This is a genomic window from Shinella daejeonensis (assembly GCF_024281235.1).
In the GTDB taxonomy this organism is placed as follows: Bacteria; Pseudomonadota; Alphaproteobacteria; order Rhizobiales; family Rhizobiaceae; genus Shinella; species Shinella daejeonensis.
The window spans coordinates 587,481-606,320 of record NZ_JAHWXY010000002.1 but is presented as its reverse complement, the minus strand read 5'-3'; the positions used below and the strand labels follow the sequence as shown (position 1 = coordinate 606,320).

Genomic DNA, 18,840 nt, shown 5'->3' with positions numbered 1-18,840 from the left:
TTGACGAGATAAAGGGCGCGCCCAGCGGGTGCGAAGGGAAGAACGAGGTCTCCGGCAGATCAGGAGTGGTCTTCGGTCTTTCGCGCGATGTCGAGCGGCTGCACGATCATTCTGCCTGCGGCCTCCCCGATATGGGCCTCGATGTTGTAGACGTCGCGCAGGGTGCTTTCTGTCAGAACGGTTGCCGGCGCGCCCTCGGCGAAGGCGCGGCCATCGCGAAGCAGCAGGAGACGATCGCACCAGCGGGCGGCAAGGGTGAGGTCGTGCATCGAGGCGATGACGATCCGGCCTTCCCCGGCCAGTTCCCGGAACAGGCGCATGAGTGCGATCTGGTGCTGCGGATCGAGGCCGGCGAGCGGCTCGTCGGCGAGAAGCACGGGCGTCTCCTGTGCGAGCGCCCGGGCGATGAGCACGCGCGCCCGCTCTCCGCCGGAAAGCCCGGTGACGGCGCGGGTGCGATGGGGCAGGAGATCCATCCGGGCGAGAACCGCTTCCACGGCGGCGTGATCTGCGCCGGTCATCATCGGGAAACGGCCCTGATGCGGCAGGCGGCCGAGCGCCACCACCGCCTCGACGCTCATCGACCAGGCGGTTTCCCGCTCCTGCGGCAGATAGGAAAGGTAGCGCGCGCGCTCGAAGGGACGGAGCGCGGTGAGATCGACAGTGTCGAGATGAATGGCGCCCTCTGCCGGAATGAGGCCGAGGCAGGCCCGCAGGAGCGTCGATTTTCCCGCGCCGTTCGGCCCGGCGAGGCCTAGAAACGTGCCGCTTCCCACCGCAAGCGAAACGTTTTTCAGCACCGGCCTGCCGGAAAGGCGCGCCGATATGCCGTCGATCGAGAGGCGGCTCATAGCGCTGTCCTCCTGTACGACCAGACAAGCCACAGGAAGAACGGCGCGCCGACGATGGCGGTCACGACGCCCAGCTTCAGGTCCCGCTCAGGCGCGACGACGCGAACCAGAATATCGGCGGCCAGCAGAAGCGATGCGCCGCCGAGCGCGCTGGCCGGAAGGAGTCTCGAAGGTTGGGCGCCCACGAAGGGCCGCAGCACATGCGGCACGACGAGGCCGATGAAGCCGATCGCGCCGGTGACGGCGGTGGCCGCGCCCACGGACAGGGCCGTGCCGAGAATGACGAGACGCTGCGCGTGGCGCATGTCGATGCCCATGCTGGCGGCGGCGTCCGGTCCGAGCGAAAGCGCGTCGAGCGCGCGGCCGAGCCGGAACAGCATGAACCAGCCGATGAGCGTGAAGGGCAATATCAGCCAGACATGGGTCATCGAGCGATCGGTCAGCGAGCCGAGCATCCAGAACACGATTTCCGTCGCGGCGAAGGGATTGGGAGACAGGTTCAGCACCAGCGATGTCATCGCCGCGGCGAAGCTGGAGATGGCGACCCCGGTCAGGATGACCGCCAGCGGCCGTCCGTCGGGACCGGCCATCGCCCGCAGGACGATGACGGCGAGCATCGCGCCGACGAGGGCGAGCAGCGGCAGGGCAAGAGCGAAGAGGGCGGAAAGCCCGGTGTAGATGGCGATGACCGCGCCGAGCGAGGCCGATGCGCTGATGCCGATCAGCCCCGGTTCGGCCAGCGGATTGCGCAGGAATCCCTGGAGCGCGCCTCCCGAAAGGCCGAGCGTTGCGCCCACGACAAGGCCGAGGAGTGCGCGGGGCAGCCGGATTTCCTGCATCACCAGCACCTGCAATTCCTTCCCGCCGCCCAGAAGCGCCCGCAGGCTTTCGCCGGTCCCCATGCCGGCCGGCCCGATGACGAGCGAAAAATGGAACAGCAGAAGGGTTACGCAGCAAAGCAGGACGACTGTCGCGCGGAAGCGGGAGGCGGTCATTGCAGCGTCGTCCCGTCGGCCGGATGCGTCCTGTCCTGCAACGCCCTGTTCTGCAACACCCGCGCAGCCTCGACGGTGAACGGCCCGCCGCAGACCGTCAGCCGGTCTTCGAGCGGCGCCGCCGCGACTTTGGAAAGCAGCGCCCGATAGGCGGGATGGTCGAAATTCTGCCCGGCAAGTGCGGGCTTTTCCTGGCGCGGCCGTACCCCGGCAAGGAGCTCGGGGCGGGAAAGGATCAGCAGTTCCAGCGGCAGGCGCGCCGTTCCCGCAAGCCCAAGCCCATCGGCGATGTTCACGAGGCCGGCAAGGTCCACCACCTCGGAGACCAGCGTACCCGCACCCGAGGTATAGCTGTTGGCGAAATAGAGCGCGGTTCGCAAGGGGAGGGGCTTTTGCCCTTTGAGCGCGGCGATCTCCCCGTCCATGGCGGCGACCAGTTCGCTTGCCCGTTGCGGGTTTGCGAGCACGTCGCCCATTCGCCGTATATTGGCGCGAACGTCGTTAAAGGATGTTTCCGGCTGGAATTCTTCCACCCGGAAACCGAGCCGGCGCAGGAGCGAGACCGTGGTTCGCGTCGTATAGGCGCCGGTCAGGATCAGGTCCGGCTTCATCAGGAAGATCTCTTCGGCCAATGCGTGATTGGGCACATAGGCCGCCGCTTCGCGCACCATTGCGGAGGATTCGGGATCGCTGGCGAGATAGGAGACCGAATGGAGCTGGCCCGGTCTGGCCACCAGCATGGCCAGCTGATCGGTGCAGACGTTCATCGACACCACGCGGCGGGGGGTGACGTCGGCCGGGCGCGCTGTCGCCGGCCACAGGAAGAGGCCGGCGAGGATCGCCACATACCAACGTCTACCGATCATCAGAAGGTCGCTTTCACGCCGGCGAAGGCCGCAAGGCCCGGTGCATTATAGCCATAGACCTCCTGATAGTCGCGATCGAACAGATTGTCGATCCGACCGAAGATCTCGACGGTTTCGTTGAGCTTGTAGCTACCGCCGATATTGACCACCGTATAGCCCGCAAGCGGCACGCGCGGCGGCAGCAGCGTCGCGAAGACCGCGTCTTCCATCTTGCCGTTGAAGATCGCCTCGGCGAAGACGCGCGCCCGGCCCTCGTCGAAGACATAGGCGGCGTTGACCGACCCGGCGTGCCGGGGGCGGCGAACCTCCGCCTGACGCGGCCCGCCGGCCGTGCTTTGCTCGCTCGCATCGGTATAGGTATAGGCGGCGGTGGCGGTGAAGCCGTTGAAGAAATCGACCGTCGCCGCCACCTCGACACCCTGCCGCTTGCTGGTTCCATCGAGATTGACGGCCGTGGTGTTGAAATTCGCGTCGGAGACCGTGGCGATCTCGCTCTTCAGGTTCTGATTGAAATAGGTGACGTCGACGATAAGCTCGCCGTCGAAGAAGCGCTGCTCCACGCCGATATCCCAGCCACGGCTTTCCTCCGGCCGCAGGTTCGGATTGCCGATGAAGGCGCCGGGGAAGTAGCCGAACTGCTCGTAGAAGGTCGGATTGGTGACGGCCGTGCCGATAGAGGCATGAAGCCGTGTGTGCGCGCCCGGTATCTGCCAGGCGCCGCTGACGGTCCAGGTCGCGGCATTGGCGAAGGCGTCGTTCCAGTCCTGCCGCAGGCCGCCGTTCAGGTAGAACTGGTCGAGGAATTCGCCGCGATATTCGCCAACCAGCGAATGCGCCCGGCGGCTGAAGGTTTCGTTCAGGTGCGAGGGCGAGAATGTCTCGCGCTGCCATTCGTAGCCGGCGGTCAGTTGATGCACCTGGTTTTCGAGATCGTCGAAGCGATAGGATGCCTGATAGGTCGCGTTGTAGCGATTGCCGTCGTCCCAGGAATCGCCGAACAGGCCGGAATGGTTAAACCGGTGGATGTCGTTGGCGGAGATCCGGGCCTTCTGGGTTAGCGCGCCGTCGAGAGCGGTATTCGTCAGGCCCAACGAGCCGAACAGTTCGCGCGTCTTGATATAGTCGGCCGCATCGAAGGCCATGGCGGTGTCGAAGTCCTGCGGGTCCGTGTCGCCACGGCGGTTCACATAGCGCAGCGTGCCGTCGATCGTCGTGTCAGGCGAAATGTCGACGGTGAACTTGCCGTTCAGCGTCGCGTTGCGGTCGCCATCGTCTTCCCTGCCGATATTGGCGATGTTGAAGCCGCTGGAGCGCCGGAAGGTGCCGGATAGCGCATAATCGTAAGTCTCGCCGCCGCCCCGGGTGGACAATGCGCCCAGCCATGTGCCGTCGGTGCCGGTTTCCGTCCGGGCGGTGGAGGTGGCGCTGTCGCGCTCGCCCCGTTTCGTGACGATGTTGATGACGCCGGCCATGGCGTTGGCGCCCCAGAAGGTGCTTTGCGGGCCGCGCAGGATCTCGATGCGCTCGATATCGTCGGCGATCAGGCTGGAGAAGTCGAATTCGCCGGTGCCGTTGTCGTTGACCTCGACGCCGTCGATCACCACGAGCACATGATTGCCCTCCGCGCCGCGGACGCGCACCTGGCTTAGCCCGCCATAGGATCCCATGCGCGATACGGCAAAGCCGGGAACGAGCCGAAGCGCGTCCGCCACGTAGCGGATATGGTTCTTCTCGATCTGTTCCCCGGTGATGACGGTGACGGCGCGGCCGGATTTCCTGAGATCGACGGAGGTGAGCCCGTCGGTGATCACGATGGCGTCGAGATCTGTCGGTTCGGCGGCCGCCGGCCGGTCCTGCGCCAGCGCGGGCGAACAGATTGCGATGGTGAGCAGCGATGCGCCTGCCAGATGGATTCTCATGTTTCTCCCCCGAACGGCAGGACGATCCTGCTCGCTTTCCACCGCGGGCGAAGGAGGTTTCGGGGAAAATCGCGGGTTCCCATCGACCGTCCGCCGGTGCGGTGACATTTTGCACAATGTCACCGCTACGGACGGCCGCGCCCGGATACGCCCCGTATCCTGGCAAGGGTGACCGGCACAGGCAGGTCTCCTGGCTTCCGCGTCATCGCTCTCCTCGCCTTCCCGCGCGGGCGCAGTGGCTTTCTGAGGCAGGCTCGGCGGTTACAGTTGCGGGGGCAGCCACGGTATCGATCCCCGATGGGTGATCTTCACCGTGTTCCCTTTTCATCCGTCGCTTTGACGGAACCTGTTCCGTGGACAAATCCTAAGGGCCGATTGGAGAGCGGGTCAAGCGACCGGAGCCGGAGCCCACAACAAATGCCTCGACAGCGGGCGGCGCGCCGCGTAGGCGGTGACGCGGCGGCCTTGGCGCACGCCGGCGAGAAAGGGCAGGATGATCGAATGACCGCGTTTTCCGTCCATTGCAGGCGTCCGTTCCTGGTGGCTGCGTTCGCCGCGCCGCAAACCATGCTGAGCTGGTCGCTGACGCGGCCGGGTTTTACGCGGTCGAAGGCCGTTGCCTGGCTGGAGGTACGGGACGCGGACCTGCCGCTCGGCGTCGATCCCCTCGACCTGCTGGAGACGCGCATGGCCGCCGCCGGCCACGGCGAAGCCGTTCATCTCATGACGTCACGCGATGTGACGCGCTTCGAAACGGCCCGGTCGGCCGCCGGCGGCGTGGAGGCGTCGTGCCTTGCGACGGTCGGGCTCTCGAATGCCGGGCGGATCGGGGAACCGTTCACGCGAGGCGGCCGGACGGGAACGATCAACCTTCTCGCGCATGTCGACCGGCCGCTTTGCGAGGCCGCGATGATCGAGGCGCTGTCGATCGCGACGGAGGCCCGCACCGCGGCGGTCATGGAGCTTGGCCTTTTGCGCAACGGTCTTCCCGTCACTGGAACCGGCACCGATTGCGTGGTGGTCGCCGCCCCGGAAGGGGCTGGCCAGGAACGTTTCGCCGGGCTGCACACCGACATAGGCCTTGCGCTCGGCCGATCCGTCTACGATGCCGTCAGGGCGGGGGGCCTGGCCTGGATCGCCGAGCACGGCCGTCCGGCAGCCGGAGAGATGACCGGTTTTTCCACCGTCCGCGCAGACAGTTCCCGCCGGGGCGAGCCACCGCGATCAACGGACCTCCCGTCAGCCGAATGAGGCGACAGGCGTGCCGAAGACGGATTCGTCCGGTATGACACCGAGGCCGGGACCACGCGGAAGCTCGATATGGCCGCCCTCGATCGCCACGCCGTTTTCCGGATCGTAGTGACCTTCGATATAGGGTTGGGCCAGCCAGACCCCCTCGTTGAGGCGAGGCTGGATGGTCGCGCCGATATGGGTGCAGGCGGCCGCGATGACGTCGCCGCCCCAGGCGTCGTCGCAGGTGTGCGGCATGGAGCGGGCCTCGCAGATGTCGCGGAAGGCGGCCATCTGCTGGAGGCCGCCGATGCGGGTCACTTTCATGCCGAAGCCGTCGCATAATCCTTCTCCGACGGCGCGAAGCACCGTCGAGAGATCGACGCCGCTTTCATCGAGATAGACGCCATGATGCAACTGGCGGCGGATCGCTTTGATTTCCTCCAGCGTGTTGCACGGCTGTTCGAGGATGAAGGGGATATCGAGACATTCGCGGCTGAGGCGCAGGGTGTCGCGCGTCGTCAGCGAACGGTTGCCGTCGACCGCAAGCCGCATCCTGCCGCCGATCCGCTCCCAGACCTTGCGGACGACGGCGATATCGATTTCGACCGGCCGGTTGCCGACCTTGACCTGCATGCGCGGATAGCCCTCTGCGGCCCGCTCCGCCGCGATCCGGGCGATCTCGTCCGGTTCGCCGACCCCGGAAGCGTAATAGGAGGGGACGCGTTCGGTGACGACGCCACCGAGCAGATCGGCCACCCGCGCGCCATAGTGCTTGCCCATGATGTCGTATGCGGCGATGTCGATGGCGGCCTTGGCATAGGGGTGACCGTTCAGGAGGCCGTCCATGGTGCGGCGCAACACGACCGGCTGTAGCGGATTTGCGCCGATCAGGCCGGCGGCCATTTCCTCCAGGGCGGCGCGCGCGCCGCCGGCATGCTGCGGCTGATAGGTCGGGCCGACCGGGCAGGTCTCGCCCCAGCCGAAAAGCCCGTTATCCGCGACGATCTTGATCAGCGTGCTGTCGAGCGAGGACACCGTGCTGCTGGCGATCCTGTAGGGGCCATCCACGACCGGCAGGATATGCGAATAAATGTGGATTTCCTTGATTTTCATGGCGATCTCAAAAAAGCGGCCATCCCATGGAAGGCGCGAGGGCGGAAAGGCTCAATGCTCGGTGTTCAGCTCGTCGACAGCGGGAATCTCGCGCTTGCGCTTCGCCATGTAGTCCCGCAGGGCCTCGTCGATACCCTCGTCGAGTTTCGGTTCCTGATAATCGTCGAGGAGCTTGCGGGCATATTGCAGGGCCCGGGCCGTGATTTCCTGCGAGCCGTCGACCTGCCATTGCTCGATGGAATTGTTGTCGAACAGCTTCGGCATGAAGAAAGCGCGTTCGAAATTCGCCTGCGTATGCGGGTGGCCGAGATAGTGGCCGCCGGGTCCGACGTCGCGCACGGCGGCAAGCGCCTCGTCGAAATCGTCCCAGCGCACGCCTTCGGCCATCCGGTAGCCCATGGCGCACATTTCGGCATCGACGACGAATTTCGCCACGGAGCAATGCATGCCCGCCTCGTTCCATCCTGCCGAATGCCAGATATAGTTGGCTCCCGCATGCAGCACGGCGTTCATCGTCATGGCGCTCTCGTAGCCGGCCTGCGCGTCGAAGGTCTTGGCGCCGCCGAGCAGGTTGGAGGTGCGCCACGGAACGCCGTAATGGCGCGCCATCTGGCCGATCATGAAGTTCATCAGGCTGATCTCGGGCGTTCCGGCCATCGGCGCGCCCGACCTCATGGAAACGGTGGAGAGATAATGGCCGTAGATGGCCGGGCAGCCCTTGCGGATGACCTGGGTATAGGCGAGCGCCGAAAGCGCCTCGGCATTGAGCTGGGCGACGGCGGGGGCCACCGAGGCGGGCGTATTGGCGCCGCCGAGCACGAAGGGCGAGCAGAGCACCGGCTGATTGCGCTTGCAGAAGGCGCGCATGGCCGAAAGCATCGTCTCGTCCCAGACCAGCGGCGAGTTGCCGTTGCAATTGCCGGTGACGACGGGCGTCGTTTCCATCGTCTCCGCGCCGAACAGGATTTCGCACATGTCCATGACGTCCTCGGCGTTCTTGCCGGAGGTGGTCATGCCCATGAAGGTCTTGTCGGAATATTTCATCGAGGAATAGGTGATCGCCAGATGCCGGTGGCTGACCACCATGTCCATCGGCTCGACGATGTGATGGGCCGATGAATGCAGCGCCGGCGACATATGCGCCAGCTTGTGGAACATGTTGAGGTCGGCAATCGTCGGCCAGCGGCGCACGTCGTCGAGGTCACGGATGAAGGGCGCGCCCGTCATCGGCACGAAGATCGAGTGCTTGCCGCCTAAGGGCAAGCTTCGCTGCGGATTGCGGGCAAGGTAGGTCCAGCCGGCGGGGATCGTCGAGATCAACTCGCGCACGAGGTTCCGGTCGAGATGCACGCGCTCGCCGCGAACGTCCGCGCCCGCCCTTTTCCAGTCCTCCAGCGCGATGGGATCACGAAAGACGACGCCGACCTCTTCCAGGATCGACATGGATGCATCGTCGATCCGCGCGACATGCTCGGCGTCCATCAGTTCCGTCACCGGCAGGCCGCGGTGAAGGGCCGGCAGCATCGCGAGGTCGGGGGCCGAGCGGAGGCTTCGCCGCGCATCGCGCCCGCCGTGCCGGCTTTGTCGGACTGCCACTTCGTTCATGGGATCTCCTCCTCGTCATTCTTTTGCCAATGTGGGCTGCCGGTGGGAAACCGGCAGCCGGAATTCCGAACTGATCCCGCCGGAAAGCGACCCGTCCGCGGCCGCGCTATTCCCGGCGCGCGCGCCATTCGCGCCACTTCAGGTAGGCGGTCGCGCCAATCTCGGCAAAAGGCGGCGACGGCAGTCTCGCGGGCTCGTCTTCCGCAAGGAAATGGGCTGAAATTTCGGAAAGATTCCCGGTCAGAAGATCGGCGGCCCCGATGCCTGTCAGCGTGCTGCGCACGGTGCCGAGCCCGTTGTCGCAACAGGCCGAAAACAGGCCCGGCTCGAGTTCGCGCATCACGGCGACGCCATTGCGGCTGAGGCAGAGATGCCCGACCCAGCTGTATTCCGTCGGTGTGTCGGCGATCGACGGGAACCGGTCGGCAAATTTTTTGCGATGGATGCGCGCCATGCTCGCGACGGTGGCTTCGGACGGGTTCATTTCGGGCAGGTAGCTGGCGCAGCTTCGCGTGATGATCCGGTTGCCGCCCTGGGCGGCGTCGATACGGCGCATGGTCGTGCCCATCGGGTCCGAGGGCGTGATGCCCCAGCGGGGCCGGCCGCCGAGCTTCGCCAGCGCGTTCCGGTCGAGATCCACCGTCATCGAGGCGTAGAGGAAGATATGCATCAGCCTGCCGCGCTTGAAGCCGAAGCTTTCGAGGTGTCCGTTGTTCGCCAGGATCACTTTGGCGGCCGTGACGTGACCGTGCTGCGTCGTCAGCCGCCAGTCCCGGCCCGCGCCGGCGATCTGCGTCACGGCCGTGTTTTCGAAGATATGAACGCCCGCCCGGCGCAGGCCCGCGCCGACGCCACGGATATAACCGGCGGGCTGGAGCATGACCGCCCCCGGCGTATAGAGGCCGGAACGATAGTACCGGCTGCCCGTCACCTCGAGCATCGCCCTTTCGTCCAGCATTTCGTTGGCTTCGCCAAGTTGCTCGAGATGGATCGCATAGCTGCGGTTGAGGGCGTGCGCGGCCGCGCTTGCTGCGCCGTTGATCTTGCCGGCCGGATCGAACCAGGCCGGATCGATGCCGTATTCCTCGACGGCCGCCCGGGCGAAGGCGATGGCCTGCCGGTTGAGCGCGATGGTCTTGCGGTCCGCGGCCAGTCCCTTGCCGGCATAGTCTTCCGACGACAGATCGTGCGGAAGATCGATCATGAAGCCGGAATTCCGCCCGGATGCGCCTTCGGCCAGCCGGCCAGCTTCAAGAACGGCGACGCGGATGGCGGGGTCGATTTCATGCAGGCGTCGGGCAGCGGAAAGGCCGGCAAATCCGCCGCCGACGATGGCGACGTCGACGGTGATGTTCTCCTCCAGCCGGACGGGCGGGGGTTGATCGGGAAGAATTGCGCTCCAGGCTGCCGGTCCGCGATGGACCGGCAGCCTTTCAGCCTTGATATTGATCAAGACACGGCCTCGTCCACGTCGTCGGTGAGGTCGATCCAGATCGTCTTGATCCGCGTATATTGGTCGTGGGCGTGGATACCGTTGTCGCGCCCGCCGAAGCCGGAAGACTTGTAACCGCCGAAGGGGGTGGCGATGTCGCCCTCGCCGAAGCAGTTGACGGTGACCGTGCCGGCGCGGATGGCGCGCGCGCCGCGGATCGCCCGCTTTGCGTTGGCCGTATAGATCGAGGCGGCAAGACCGTATTCGGTGTCGTTGGCGAGCGCGATCGCTTCCTCGTAGCTGTCGACGGTGAGCACCGTCAGGATCGGCCCGAAGATCTCCTCCCGCACGGCCCTGGCTTCGCGGTCGGCGACGTCGATGATGGTCGGCTCCACGAAGCCGTCCCCGGCCTTGCCGCCGAGGACCACCTTCTGGCCCTTCTCGAGATAGGACGCGACCTTGTCGAAATGCGCCTTCGAGACGAGCGCGCCGACGCGGTTTTCCGGGTTCAGCGGATCGCCCATCGGCCATTCCCGGGCATGCGCCACCATGCGCCGCAAAAGCTCGTCCTTGATGCCGCGCTGGACGATCAGCCGCGAGGAGGCCGAGCAGTTTTCGCCCATGTTCCAGAAGGCGCCGTTGACGATATGCGCCGCGACGCGGTCGATATTCTCCGCGTCGTCGAGAACCACGGCGGGATTCTTGCCGCCCATCTCCAGGGTGATTTCCTTGAGATTGGAATCGGCCGAATAGCGCGGAAAGCGCCGGCCGGTCTCGGTGGAGCCGGTGAACGACACCATGTCCACATCCATGTGCTTGCCGAGCGGCTCGCCGACCTCCTCCCCCCCACCGGGCAGAACGTTGAACACGCCGGCCGGAACGCCGGCCTCCATGGCGAGTTCCGCGACACGCAGCGCCGTCAGCGTCGTTTCCTTCGCCGGCTTGACGATGACCGAATTGCCGGCCGCAAGTGCCGGTCCGATCTTCCAGGCGAGCATCAGCAGCGGAAAGTTCCACGGCAGCACGAGGCCGACGACGCCGACCGGCTCGCGCAGGATCATGGCGATGTGATTGTCCGAGGCGGGCGAGACCTGATCGTAGATCTTGTCGATGAGTTCGGCATGCCATTTCAGGCAATGGATGGTCTCGGGGACGTCGACGGTCTCGCAGTCGTAGATCGTCTTGCCGCTATCGAGGCTTTCGAGGACGGCAAGCTCGCGGGCGTTGCGCTTCATCAGTTTGGCCAGGCGGATGAGGATTTCCTTGCGCTCGCCGGGATGCAGCCGCGACCAGCGGCCGTCCTCGAAGGCGTCGCGCGCCTTGCCGACGGCAAAATCGACATCTTCCGGGCCGCAGGATGCGACCTCGGCAAGGACGGCGCCGATGGCCGGATTGGTCGTCTGGAAGGTCTTGCCCGAGATCGCCGGCCGGAAGGAGCCGTCGATAAAGGCTTGTGTCGGGAATTCGAGGCCGGCGGCAATCGCCTTGTATTCGTCGTGTGTCAGAAGGTCGCCCATGTCATGCCTCCGCTTCGATTTCCGCGATCGTGCGCTTCAGCACGCGCACCACCTGTTCCAGTTGCCGCATGTCGTCCTTGTTGAGGGGTTTCAGCGGCGGACGCGGCGGGCCGGCGACGAGGCCGGCCATTTCGCAGCCGTATTTGATGCACTGGATGAATTTTCCGCCCTGTTCGAGCACGCGCATCAGCGGCATCAGCGCCGACATGATGCGTCGGCCCTTGGTGAAGTCGCCTTCGAGAACGCAGGCCTTGTAAAGAGCGATATGCTCTTTCGGCAGGAAGTTGGAACCGCCGCAGACCCAGCTTTGCGCGCCCCAGGCGAAGAACTCCAGCGCCTGGTCGTCCATGCCGCAGGACGTCTGGATATGCGGATAGTCGCGCGCAAGAAGATGAAGGCGGTTGATGTCCCCGGAGCTTTCCTTGATGGCGCGGAAATTCCGGCTGCGGCCGACCCGGTCGAGGAATTCCTCGCCCATGTCGATCCCCATGCGGCCGGGATAGTTGTAAAGCATGATCGGCAAGTCCGCCGCGCGGTCGATGGCAAGCGCGTTCAGTGCATTTTCCCGCTCGGTCGGGACCGAATAGGGCGGCGAGCCGACGAGAATGCCGGTGGCGCCGATCTTCGCCGCCGTTTCGGCCATGGCGATGGAATCCTCAAGGCGGATGGCGACGGTGCCGACGATGAGCGGCACGCGGTCGCCGATCACCTCCCTGGCGAATTTCGCCATCTCGATGCGCTCATCCATGGACTGGGCATAATATTCGCCTGTCGAGCCGCCGTTGATGAGGCCGTGGACACCCGCGTCGATCAGGTATTCGATCATCCGCGCGAAGGCGTCGCGGTCGATCGATCCGTCATCGTGATGGGGGGTTATGACGGGCGTGTAGATGCCGTCAAAATGCATGGGAACCTCCTAGCCTATGTTGTCCGGAATGCGCCCCAATGGCGCGAAAATGCTGCCCGGCGCCACGAAGCTCTCGATCTGCACGCGGGAAAGTTCCCAATGGGCAATGGCGAGATCGGCGCAGCCATCCGCGTCTCCCGCCTCGATGAGCGCGATGAACTCGTCATGCTGGTCGGCCGCAATGGCCCGTTGATCGGCCATTTCCGCATTTCGGGGGCTGTAGAAGATCATGCCGATCCGGGTGTGATCGATCAGCAGGCGCCGAAGGCTCGGCATCAGGAACTCGTTGTCCGCCATTTCGCCCATGACCGAGTGGAAGCGCTCGTTGGTCAGCGCCCTCTGCTCGCCGTCTCCATCCCGGATGGCGGCGCGGAAGAGGAGCTGCGTATCCTTGAGGCGCATGATCTGGGCGCGGGTCGCGTTGCGGGCGGCAAGGCGTCCGATGGCGGCATAGACCATCGGTGCGACGATGAAGAAGTTGCGCAGCGTCTTGTGGGTCATCGGGGCGACCTGGGTGCCGCGGTTCTCGTGCAGCACTACGTAGCCTTCTCCGGCGAGCTGTCGGAGGACTTCCCGCAGCGGCGGGCGTGAAATCCCGTATTCCTCGGCCAGGTCCACTTCATCGAGATAGACGCCTGGCTCCAGCGCCTCCGTCAATATCCGCCGCTTCAGATCCTCCAAGCAATTTAATTTATTGCGTTTTGCGTCACCGCTCATCTTGCTTCCTCGCGACCGATTGACCGTAACCGGTTATTATTATCTTTGTAGCGCAATAGAAGACATATTGTCTACAATGAAGATCTATGCTCTAAAAAGAGAAAAGACAATAGGCGGAGAGGGGGAGGAATGGCCGATCAATCACATGACGCAGTGATCCGCTGTGAGGGAATCTGGAAAGTTTTCGGAGGCAAGCCGCAGGAGGCCATAAGCGCCATCCAGACCGGCGGCCTGACGAAAGAAGACATCCGCGACAGGCTCGATTGCGTTGTGGGCGTGCGTGACGCCACCTTCTCGGTGGGGCGTGGCGAAATTTTCTGCATCATGGGGCTGTCCGGGTCCGGCAAGTCGACCCTGATCCGGCATATCAACCGCCTCATCGAGCCGACACAGGGCGCCGTCTACATCGAGGGGCGCAACGTCAATGAAATGGGGGCGAAGGAACTTCGGGCCGTAAGGGCGGAAAAGATGGGCATGGTCTTCCAGAACATGGCCCTGATGCCGCACCGCAACGTACGCGACAACGTCGCATTCGCGCTCGAGGTGCGCGGAGTGCCGGAAGGCAGGCGACGGGAGGTGGCGCGCCGGGCGATCGAGGCCGTCGAACTGAGCGGCTGGGACCATAAATATCCCGATGAGCTTTCCGGCGGCATGCAGCAGCGCGTCGGCCTTGCCCGCGCGATCGCCGCCGATCCGACGATCCTGCTGATGGACGAGCCGTTTTCCGCGCTCGACCCGCTGATCCGCCGGCAGTTGCAAGGCACCTTCATGGAACTTTCCGCCGAACTTCAAAAGACCACCGTCTTCATCACGCATGACCTCGAGGAGGCGATCCGCATCGGTGACCGCATCGCCATCATGAAAGACGGCGTGCTCGTCCAGATCGGCACGCCCGAACAGATCGTCACCGAACCGGCGGATGACTATGTCGCCGAATTCGTGGGCGGCATCTCCAAGCTGGATCTGGTGACGGCGGCGCGCATCATGCAGCCGCTCGGCCGGTATGAGCAAAACCATGGCGCGGCCGATACCGCCTCCTGGCTGGCCGCCGCACCCTCCGACAAGCTGAATGCCCTCGTGGATCTGGCGGTTGCGACCGATCATCCGATCCTGGTCGTTGCCGATGGCGCTCCCGTGGGCGTGGTGACCAAAAGCGCGCTCTTGCGCGGTATTCAGGGCCGCGACGAGTCGTGCCAGCGACAGGCGGAGGTCGCGTGATGGCGGATCGTTTCGATTGGCTCAATCCCTTCGCTTCCATCAATCTCGGTATCGGCGAATGGGCCGACGGCATCAAGGGCTGGGCGATAGCGAACCGCGCCATGATCCAGCCGCTGAAGACTTTCTTCGAGAGCGTGATCGTGCGGATCGAGAATGTGCTTCAGGCGGTGCCGCCGATGGTCATGCTCCTCATTCTGGTGCTCATCGCCTGGCAGGCGGCCGGTCGGCGCGTGGCGCTTCTGGTGTTCTGCTGCCTGATGGTGCTTGGTCTTCTCGATCCGGCGGCCTGGGCGCTGGCGATGACGACGCTCGCCATCGTGATCTCGGCCGTGGTTCTCTGCGTGCTGATCGGTCTGCCGCTCGGTATCATCGCCGGCAAGAGCGACCATTTCGAGCGGGCGATCCGTCCCGTCCTCGACACGATGCAGACCATCCCGGCCTTCGTCTATCTGGTGCCGGTGGTGATGATGATCGGCATCGGCAATGTTTCCGGCGTCATCGTCACCATCGTCTTCGCCCTGCCGCCGCTGGTGCGCCTGACCTCGCTCGGCATCCGGACCGTCAACGCCAATGTGGTGGAAGCGGCGCGCGCCTTCGGCGCCACGCCCTTGCAGATTCTTTTCAAGGTCGAGTTGCCGCTTGCAACGCCCACGATCCTCGCCGGTCTCAACCAGACGATCATGCTGTCGCTTTCCATGGTGGTCATAGCGTCGATGATTTCCGTTCGCGGCCTCGGCAACGAAGTCCTGCGCGCCATGGGCCGTCTCGACGCCGGCAAGGCCATCGTCGGCGGCCTCGGCATCGTGATGCTGGCCATCGTGCTGGACCGGATCACGCAGGGCCTCGGCCGGTCGGGCCGTGATCGCGGACATCGCCACTGGTGGCAGACCGGTCCGGTGGGCCTGATCGCCAACCTCTTCCAGACCTCAGCCGATAAAGAACCAAAACCCAGAGGAGAACGCTTATGAAAATTCTTTCCGTGACGGCCGCACTTGCGATGTCGCTGTCTGCAAGCCCCCTTTTCGCCAACGACCGGCCGGGAGAAGGCGTTACCGTGCGCCCGGTCGTGCAGCCGGTTCTGGAGGAATATTTCCAGGCGCGCATCATCGACCGCGCGCTGACGGAACTGGGCTATACCGTCGCGCAGCCGCAGGAGGTCATCGCCCAGACCGCGCATCTCGCCGTCGGCACCGGCGACGCCGACTATTTCACCAACAGCTGGGACCAGTTGCACAATACCTTCTTCAATGAGGCCGGCGGCCCCGATGTCATGACCAAGGTCGGCACCCTTGTCGAGGGCGCGCTTCAGGGCTACCTCGTCGACAAGGCGAGCTATGACGCCGGCGTCAAGAACCTCGGCGATTTCAAGGATCCGGAAGTCGCCCGGAAATTCGACGCGGACGGGGACGGCAAGGCGGATCTCGCCGGCTGTGTGCCCGGCTGGGGCTGCGAGCGGGTGATCGAGCATGCGCTGACCGAATATGGCCTGCGCGACACCATCACCCATAACCAGGGCGAATATAACGCCATCATCGCCGATACGATCGCCCGGGTGGCGAACGGCGAGCCGGTGCTCTATTTTACCTGGACGCCCTATTGGGTTTCCGGCGCGCTTGTCCCCGGCAAGGATGTGGAATGGCTGGATGTGCCCTACACGTCGCTGCCCGACGGCGCCACCGGCAATACCGAGTTCGGGGGCAAGAACCTCGGCTTTGCGGTCGACAACCTGCGGATCATCGCCCGCAACGATTTCCTCGAGGCCAACCCGGCCGCGGCGAAGCTGTTCGAAGTCGCGAAAGTCAGCATCAACGACATTTCCGCGGAGAACAAGCAGATTGCCGATGGCGAGAAGAACTCCGACGATATCGACCGGCATGTCGATGCGTGGATCAAGGCCCATCAGGCTGAATACGACGGCTGGCTGGCGGCGGCCCGCGACGCGGCGAAATGATGTCGGGCAGGGGCGCCCGCGGGCGCCCCGTAGCCTGCCGGGTGTTCATCATGAATGACGTATCCGATGTCGTTTTTCTCCTGGTCGAGGATTTTTCGCATCTGGCTTTCGCCTGCGCGCTGGAGCCGTTGCGGATCGCCAATTTCGTCGCCGACCGCGAACTCTATCGTTGGCGCCTGGCTTCGGCCGACGGACGGTCAGCCATCTGTTCCAACAGGGCGGTGACGCTTGTGGATCAGGACCTGACGCCGCTGGAACGCGGTGAGGCGCTGTTCCTCATTTCGGGGATCAATGTGCAACATCACGTCACCCCCCGGCTTCTCTCCTATCTGCGGACCGAGCGGGTGCGGGGCGTCCCGATCGGCGCCATCTGCTCGGGCGCCTATGTTCTGGCCGAGGCCGGGCTGCTCGACGGACGGCGGGCGGCGGTGCATTGGCAGTATCATGATCTCTTCAAGGAGCGGTTTCCCTTCGTCAACCTGACGAAATCCGTTTTCGTCGCCGACGAGAAATTCGTCACCGCTTCCGGCGGGGCGGCCGCCGCGGACCTGATGCTGCACAGGATCGCGCGTGATCATGGGCGCGATCTCGCCGCTGCGGTGGCGGACCAGATGGTCTATTCCGGGGCTCGCGAGGCAAGCGCGACACAAAGGGTTTCGGCTCGCGCGAAATACGGCATCCGCAACAATCGTCTCGCACAGGCGATCGGGCTGATCGAGGAGAGCCTTGAAACACCGTTCTCCAGCTATGAGCTTTCGAAACGGCTCGGTATTTCGACGCGCCAGCTGGAACGGCTCTTCAGCAGGTATCTGAACACCACTCCGAAACGCTACATTCTGGAAGCGCGTCTTCATCGGGCGCGAAACCTGATCATGCAGTCCGAGCAGGCGATCACCGAGATTGCCATGGCCTGCGGCTTCACGTCGACATCGCATTTCTCGCGGGTCTACCGCGATCATTTCGGCAAGTCGCCGGTCAACCAGCGATCCGTCCTCAACTGACCATCCGGAAGGAAACAATGGAGAGATTTCGTGGAAAGGCGGCGCTGGTTACGGGCGCTGCGGGTGGGATCGGGGCGGCGATCGTGCGCCAGTTCCGTGCGGAAGGGGCGATCGTCGCCGTCGCGGATCGCGATGTTTCGGGCGTGGAGGCCGACGCACATCTGCCCGGCGACCTGCTCGACCCCGCCTATGCGGACGCGCTGCCGACGGCCGCTTTCGACGCGCTCGGCGCGCTCGATATCGTTATCAACAATGCCGGCGTCATCACCCGCGGGCCGGTGACGGCCACGGCGGATTCGGATTGGGCCTTGTCGCTCGGCGTCAATGTCGAGGCGCCCTTCCGCATCTGCCGCAGCGCCATCCCCATCATGGCCGCGGCAGGCGGCGGCGCCATCGTCAATGTCTCGTCCTGCTGGGGTGTCAGGCCGGGGCCGAACCATGCGGTCTATTGCATGACCAAGGCGGCGATCGCCTCGCTGACCCAGTGCATGGGCATGGACCATGCCCATGAAAACATCCGGGTGAACGCCGTTTGTCCCAACGAGGTGAATTCCCCCATGCTGCGTACGGGCTTTGCCAGGCGAGGTTTCGATCCCGATACGGCCATTGCCGAACTCGGCAAGACCGTGCCGCTCGGACGGATCGCGGAGCCTGAGGATATTGCCGACGTCGTCGCGTTCCTGGCCTCGGATGCCGCGCGCTACATGTGCGGTTCGCTGGTCGAGGTGAATGGAGGAAAGCCGGTAGGATGAACCGATTTGACGGAACGGTCGCCCTCGTGACGGGGGGACGCAGCGGCATTGGTCAGGCGATCGCGCGAAGACTTCGCGACGAAGGCGCGCGTGTCTTCACGGCGCAGCGGGGACCGGAGCCCGAATTTGAAGGCATCGCCGCCGATTTCACCGACCCCGCAAGCGCGGCGGTGGTGGTCGAGAGCGTGGTCGACCGCGCCGGACGGCTGGACGTCCTCGTCAACAATGCGGGCGTCATGCAGGAAGCCCTTGTCGAGGACATGTCGCTGGCCGATTGGGAGCGCATGCTCGTCGTGAACCTCACATCTCCCTTCATGCTGATCAAGGCGGCGCTGCCGCATCTGCGGAAGGCCGGTGGCGCGATCGTCAATGTCGGCTCGATCGAGGCGCTCGGCTCCAATCCGCAGCACGCGGCCTATTGCGCCTCCAAGGCCGGCCTGCATGGGTTGACGCGGGCGGTCGCGATCGATCACGGCGCCGAGGGGGTGCGCTGCAATGCGGTGGCTCCCGGGTGGATCGACACCGATCTCAATCTCGATTTCATCGAGAGCATGCCCGATCCGGAGGGGTTTCGCCGGACGATCGGCAAGATCCATCCGGTGGGACGAACAGGAAAGCCGGAAGAAGTGGCAAGTCTCGTCGCCTGGCTGGCATCGGAAGAAGCGGCTTTCGTCACGGGCCAGGTTTGGACGGTTGACGGCGGGCGGATGGCGAGACTCAGTCTGCCATAGAGCATTTCCAGCAAAAGCGTGAAACGGTTTTG

17 protein-coding genes and 1 riboswitch are annotated in these 18,840 nt (G+C 64.6%); of the genes, 7 read left to right on the top strand and 10 right to left on the bottom strand.

Annotated features, from left to right (window positions below; all coding sequences use genetic code 11):
- Positions 1-59: 59 nt before the first annotated feature.
- The 4 genes from KYK29_RS09395 to KYK29_RS09380 are packed head-to-tail and all read right to left on the bottom strand — an operon-like array spanning position 60 to position 4,631.
- The gene (locus tag KYK29_RS09395; RefSeq protein WP_254690621.1) at positions 60-851 is read right to left on the bottom strand and encodes an ABC transporter ATP-binding protein; all 792 of its coding nucleotides are present in this window, start codon (positions 849-851) and stop codon (positions 60-62) included.
- The gene (locus tag KYK29_RS09390; protein ID WP_254690620.1) at positions 848-1,846 is read right to left on the bottom strand and encodes a FecCD family ABC transporter permease; all 999 of its coding nucleotides are present in this window, start codon (positions 1,844-1,846) and stop codon (positions 848-850) included. The genes KYK29_RS09395 and KYK29_RS09390 overlap by 4 nt, the downstream gene beginning before the upstream one ends.
- Complete coding sequence (locus tag KYK29_RS09385; protein ID WP_254690619.1) at positions 1,843-2,712, bottom strand: ABC transporter substrate-binding protein; 870 nt, start codon at positions 2,710-2,712, stop codon at positions 1,843-1,845. Before KYK29_RS09385 ends, KYK29_RS09390 begins: the two co-directional genes overlap by 4 nt.
- Positions 2,712-4,631, bottom strand: a complete 1,920-nt coding sequence (locus tag KYK29_RS09380) for a TonB-dependent receptor plug domain-containing protein (RefSeq protein ID WP_254690618.1) — start codon at positions 4,629-4,631, stop codon at positions 2,712-2,714. Before KYK29_RS09380 ends, KYK29_RS09385 begins: the two co-directional genes overlap by 1 nt.
- A gap of 163 nt (positions 4,632-4,794) precedes the next feature.
- A riboswitch (cobalamin riboswitch) is annotated at positions 4,795-4,996 on the bottom strand.
- 136 nt (positions 4,997-5,132) lie between these two features.
- Between KYK29_RS09380 and KYK29_RS09375 the strand changes: the two genes are divergently transcribed.
- The gene (locus KYK29_RS09375) at positions 5,133-5,882 is read left to right on the top strand and encodes an adenosylcobinamide amidohydrolase (RefSeq protein WP_254690617.1); all 750 of its coding nucleotides are present in this window, start codon (positions 5,133-5,135) and stop codon (positions 5,880-5,882) included.
- Here KYK29_RS09375 and KYK29_RS09370 read toward each other — a convergent pair.
- The 6 genes from KYK29_RS09370 to KYK29_RS09345 all read right to left on the bottom strand — a co-directional run bounded on the left by KYK29_RS09370 (position 5,871) and on the right by KYK29_RS09345 (position 13,155).
- Positions 5,871-6,977 (bottom strand): mandelate racemase/muconate lactonizing enzyme family protein, encoded by a 1,107-nt coding sequence (locus tag KYK29_RS09370; protein ID WP_254690616.1) that lies wholly within the window; start codon positions 6,975-6,977, stop codon positions 5,871-5,873. The two genes, KYK29_RS09375 and KYK29_RS09370, sit on opposite strands and share 12 nt — an antisense overlap.
- A gap of 51 nt (positions 6,978-7,028) precedes the next feature.
- Complete coding sequence (locus KYK29_RS09365) at positions 7,029-8,582, bottom strand: trimethylamine methyltransferase family protein (RefSeq protein ID WP_254690615.1); 1,554 nt, start codon at positions 8,580-8,582, stop codon at positions 7,029-7,031.
- Positions 8,583-8,688: 106 nt separating this feature from the next.
- Positions 8,689-10,035 (bottom strand): NAD(P)/FAD-dependent oxidoreductase, encoded by a 1,347-nt coding sequence (locus KYK29_RS09360; protein ID WP_254690614.1) that lies wholly within the window; start codon positions 10,033-10,035, stop codon positions 8,689-8,691.
- Positions 10,032-11,531, bottom strand: a complete 1,500-nt coding sequence (locus KYK29_RS09355) for an aldehyde dehydrogenase (RefSeq protein ID WP_254690613.1) — start codon at positions 11,529-11,531, stop codon at positions 10,032-10,034. The genes KYK29_RS09360 and KYK29_RS09355 overlap by 4 nt, the downstream gene beginning before the upstream one ends.
- A gap of 1 nt (position 11,532) precedes the next feature.
- Entirely contained in the window at positions 11,533-12,438 is a 906-nt protein-coding gene (locus KYK29_RS09350) for a dihydrodipicolinate synthase family protein (RefSeq protein WP_254690612.1), read from the bottom strand.
- A 9-nt stretch (positions 12,439-12,447) separates the two neighbouring features.
- The gene (locus KYK29_RS09345; protein ID WP_254690611.1) at positions 12,448-13,155 is read right to left on the bottom strand and encodes a GntR family transcriptional regulator; all 708 of its coding nucleotides are present in this window, start codon (positions 13,153-13,155) and stop codon (positions 12,448-12,450) included.
- 129 nt (positions 13,156-13,284) lie between these two features.
- On the opposite strand from KYK29_RS09345, the gene KYK29_RS09340 reads away from it, so the two are divergent.
- Genes KYK29_RS09340 through KYK29_RS09315 form a run of 6 tightly spaced genes read left to right on the top strand, consistent with a single transcriptional unit; the run spans position 13,285 to position 18,808 of the window.
- The gene (locus KYK29_RS09340; RefSeq protein ID WP_254690610.1) at positions 13,285-14,373 is read left to right on the top strand and encodes a quaternary amine ABC transporter ATP-binding protein; all 1,089 of its coding nucleotides are present in this window, start codon (positions 13,285-13,287) and stop codon (positions 14,371-14,373) included.
- Entirely contained in the window at positions 14,373-15,341 is a 969-nt protein-coding gene (locus KYK29_RS09335) for an ABC transporter permease (RefSeq protein WP_254690609.1), read from the top strand. Before KYK29_RS09340 ends, KYK29_RS09335 begins: the two co-directional genes overlap by 1 nt.
- The gene (proX, locus tag KYK29_RS09330; RefSeq protein ID WP_254690608.1) at positions 15,338-16,324 is read left to right on the top strand and encodes a glycine betaine/L-proline ABC transporter substrate-binding protein ProX; all 987 of its coding nucleotides are present in this window, start codon (positions 15,338-15,340) and stop codon (positions 16,322-16,324) included. The genes KYK29_RS09335 and proX overlap by 4 nt, the downstream gene beginning before the upstream one ends.
- Before the next feature lie 50 nt (positions 16,325-16,374).
- Positions 16,375-17,325: a GlxA family transcriptional regulator gene (locus KYK29_RS09325; RefSeq protein ID WP_254690607.1), complete on the top strand. Its 951-nt coding sequence runs from the start codon at positions 16,375-16,377 to the stop codon at positions 17,323-17,325.
- 17 nt (positions 17,326-17,342) lie between these two features.
- Entirely contained in the window at positions 17,343-18,077 is a 735-nt protein-coding gene (locus tag KYK29_RS09320; protein ID WP_254690606.1) for an SDR family NAD(P)-dependent oxidoreductase, read from the top strand.
- Positions 18,074-18,808 (top strand): SDR family NAD(P)-dependent oxidoreductase, encoded by a 735-nt coding sequence (locus tag KYK29_RS09315; RefSeq protein WP_254690605.1) that lies wholly within the window; start codon positions 18,074-18,076, stop codon positions 18,806-18,808. The genes KYK29_RS09320 and KYK29_RS09315 overlap by 4 nt, the downstream gene beginning before the upstream one ends.
- Positions 18,809-18,840 lie beyond the last annotated feature (32 nt).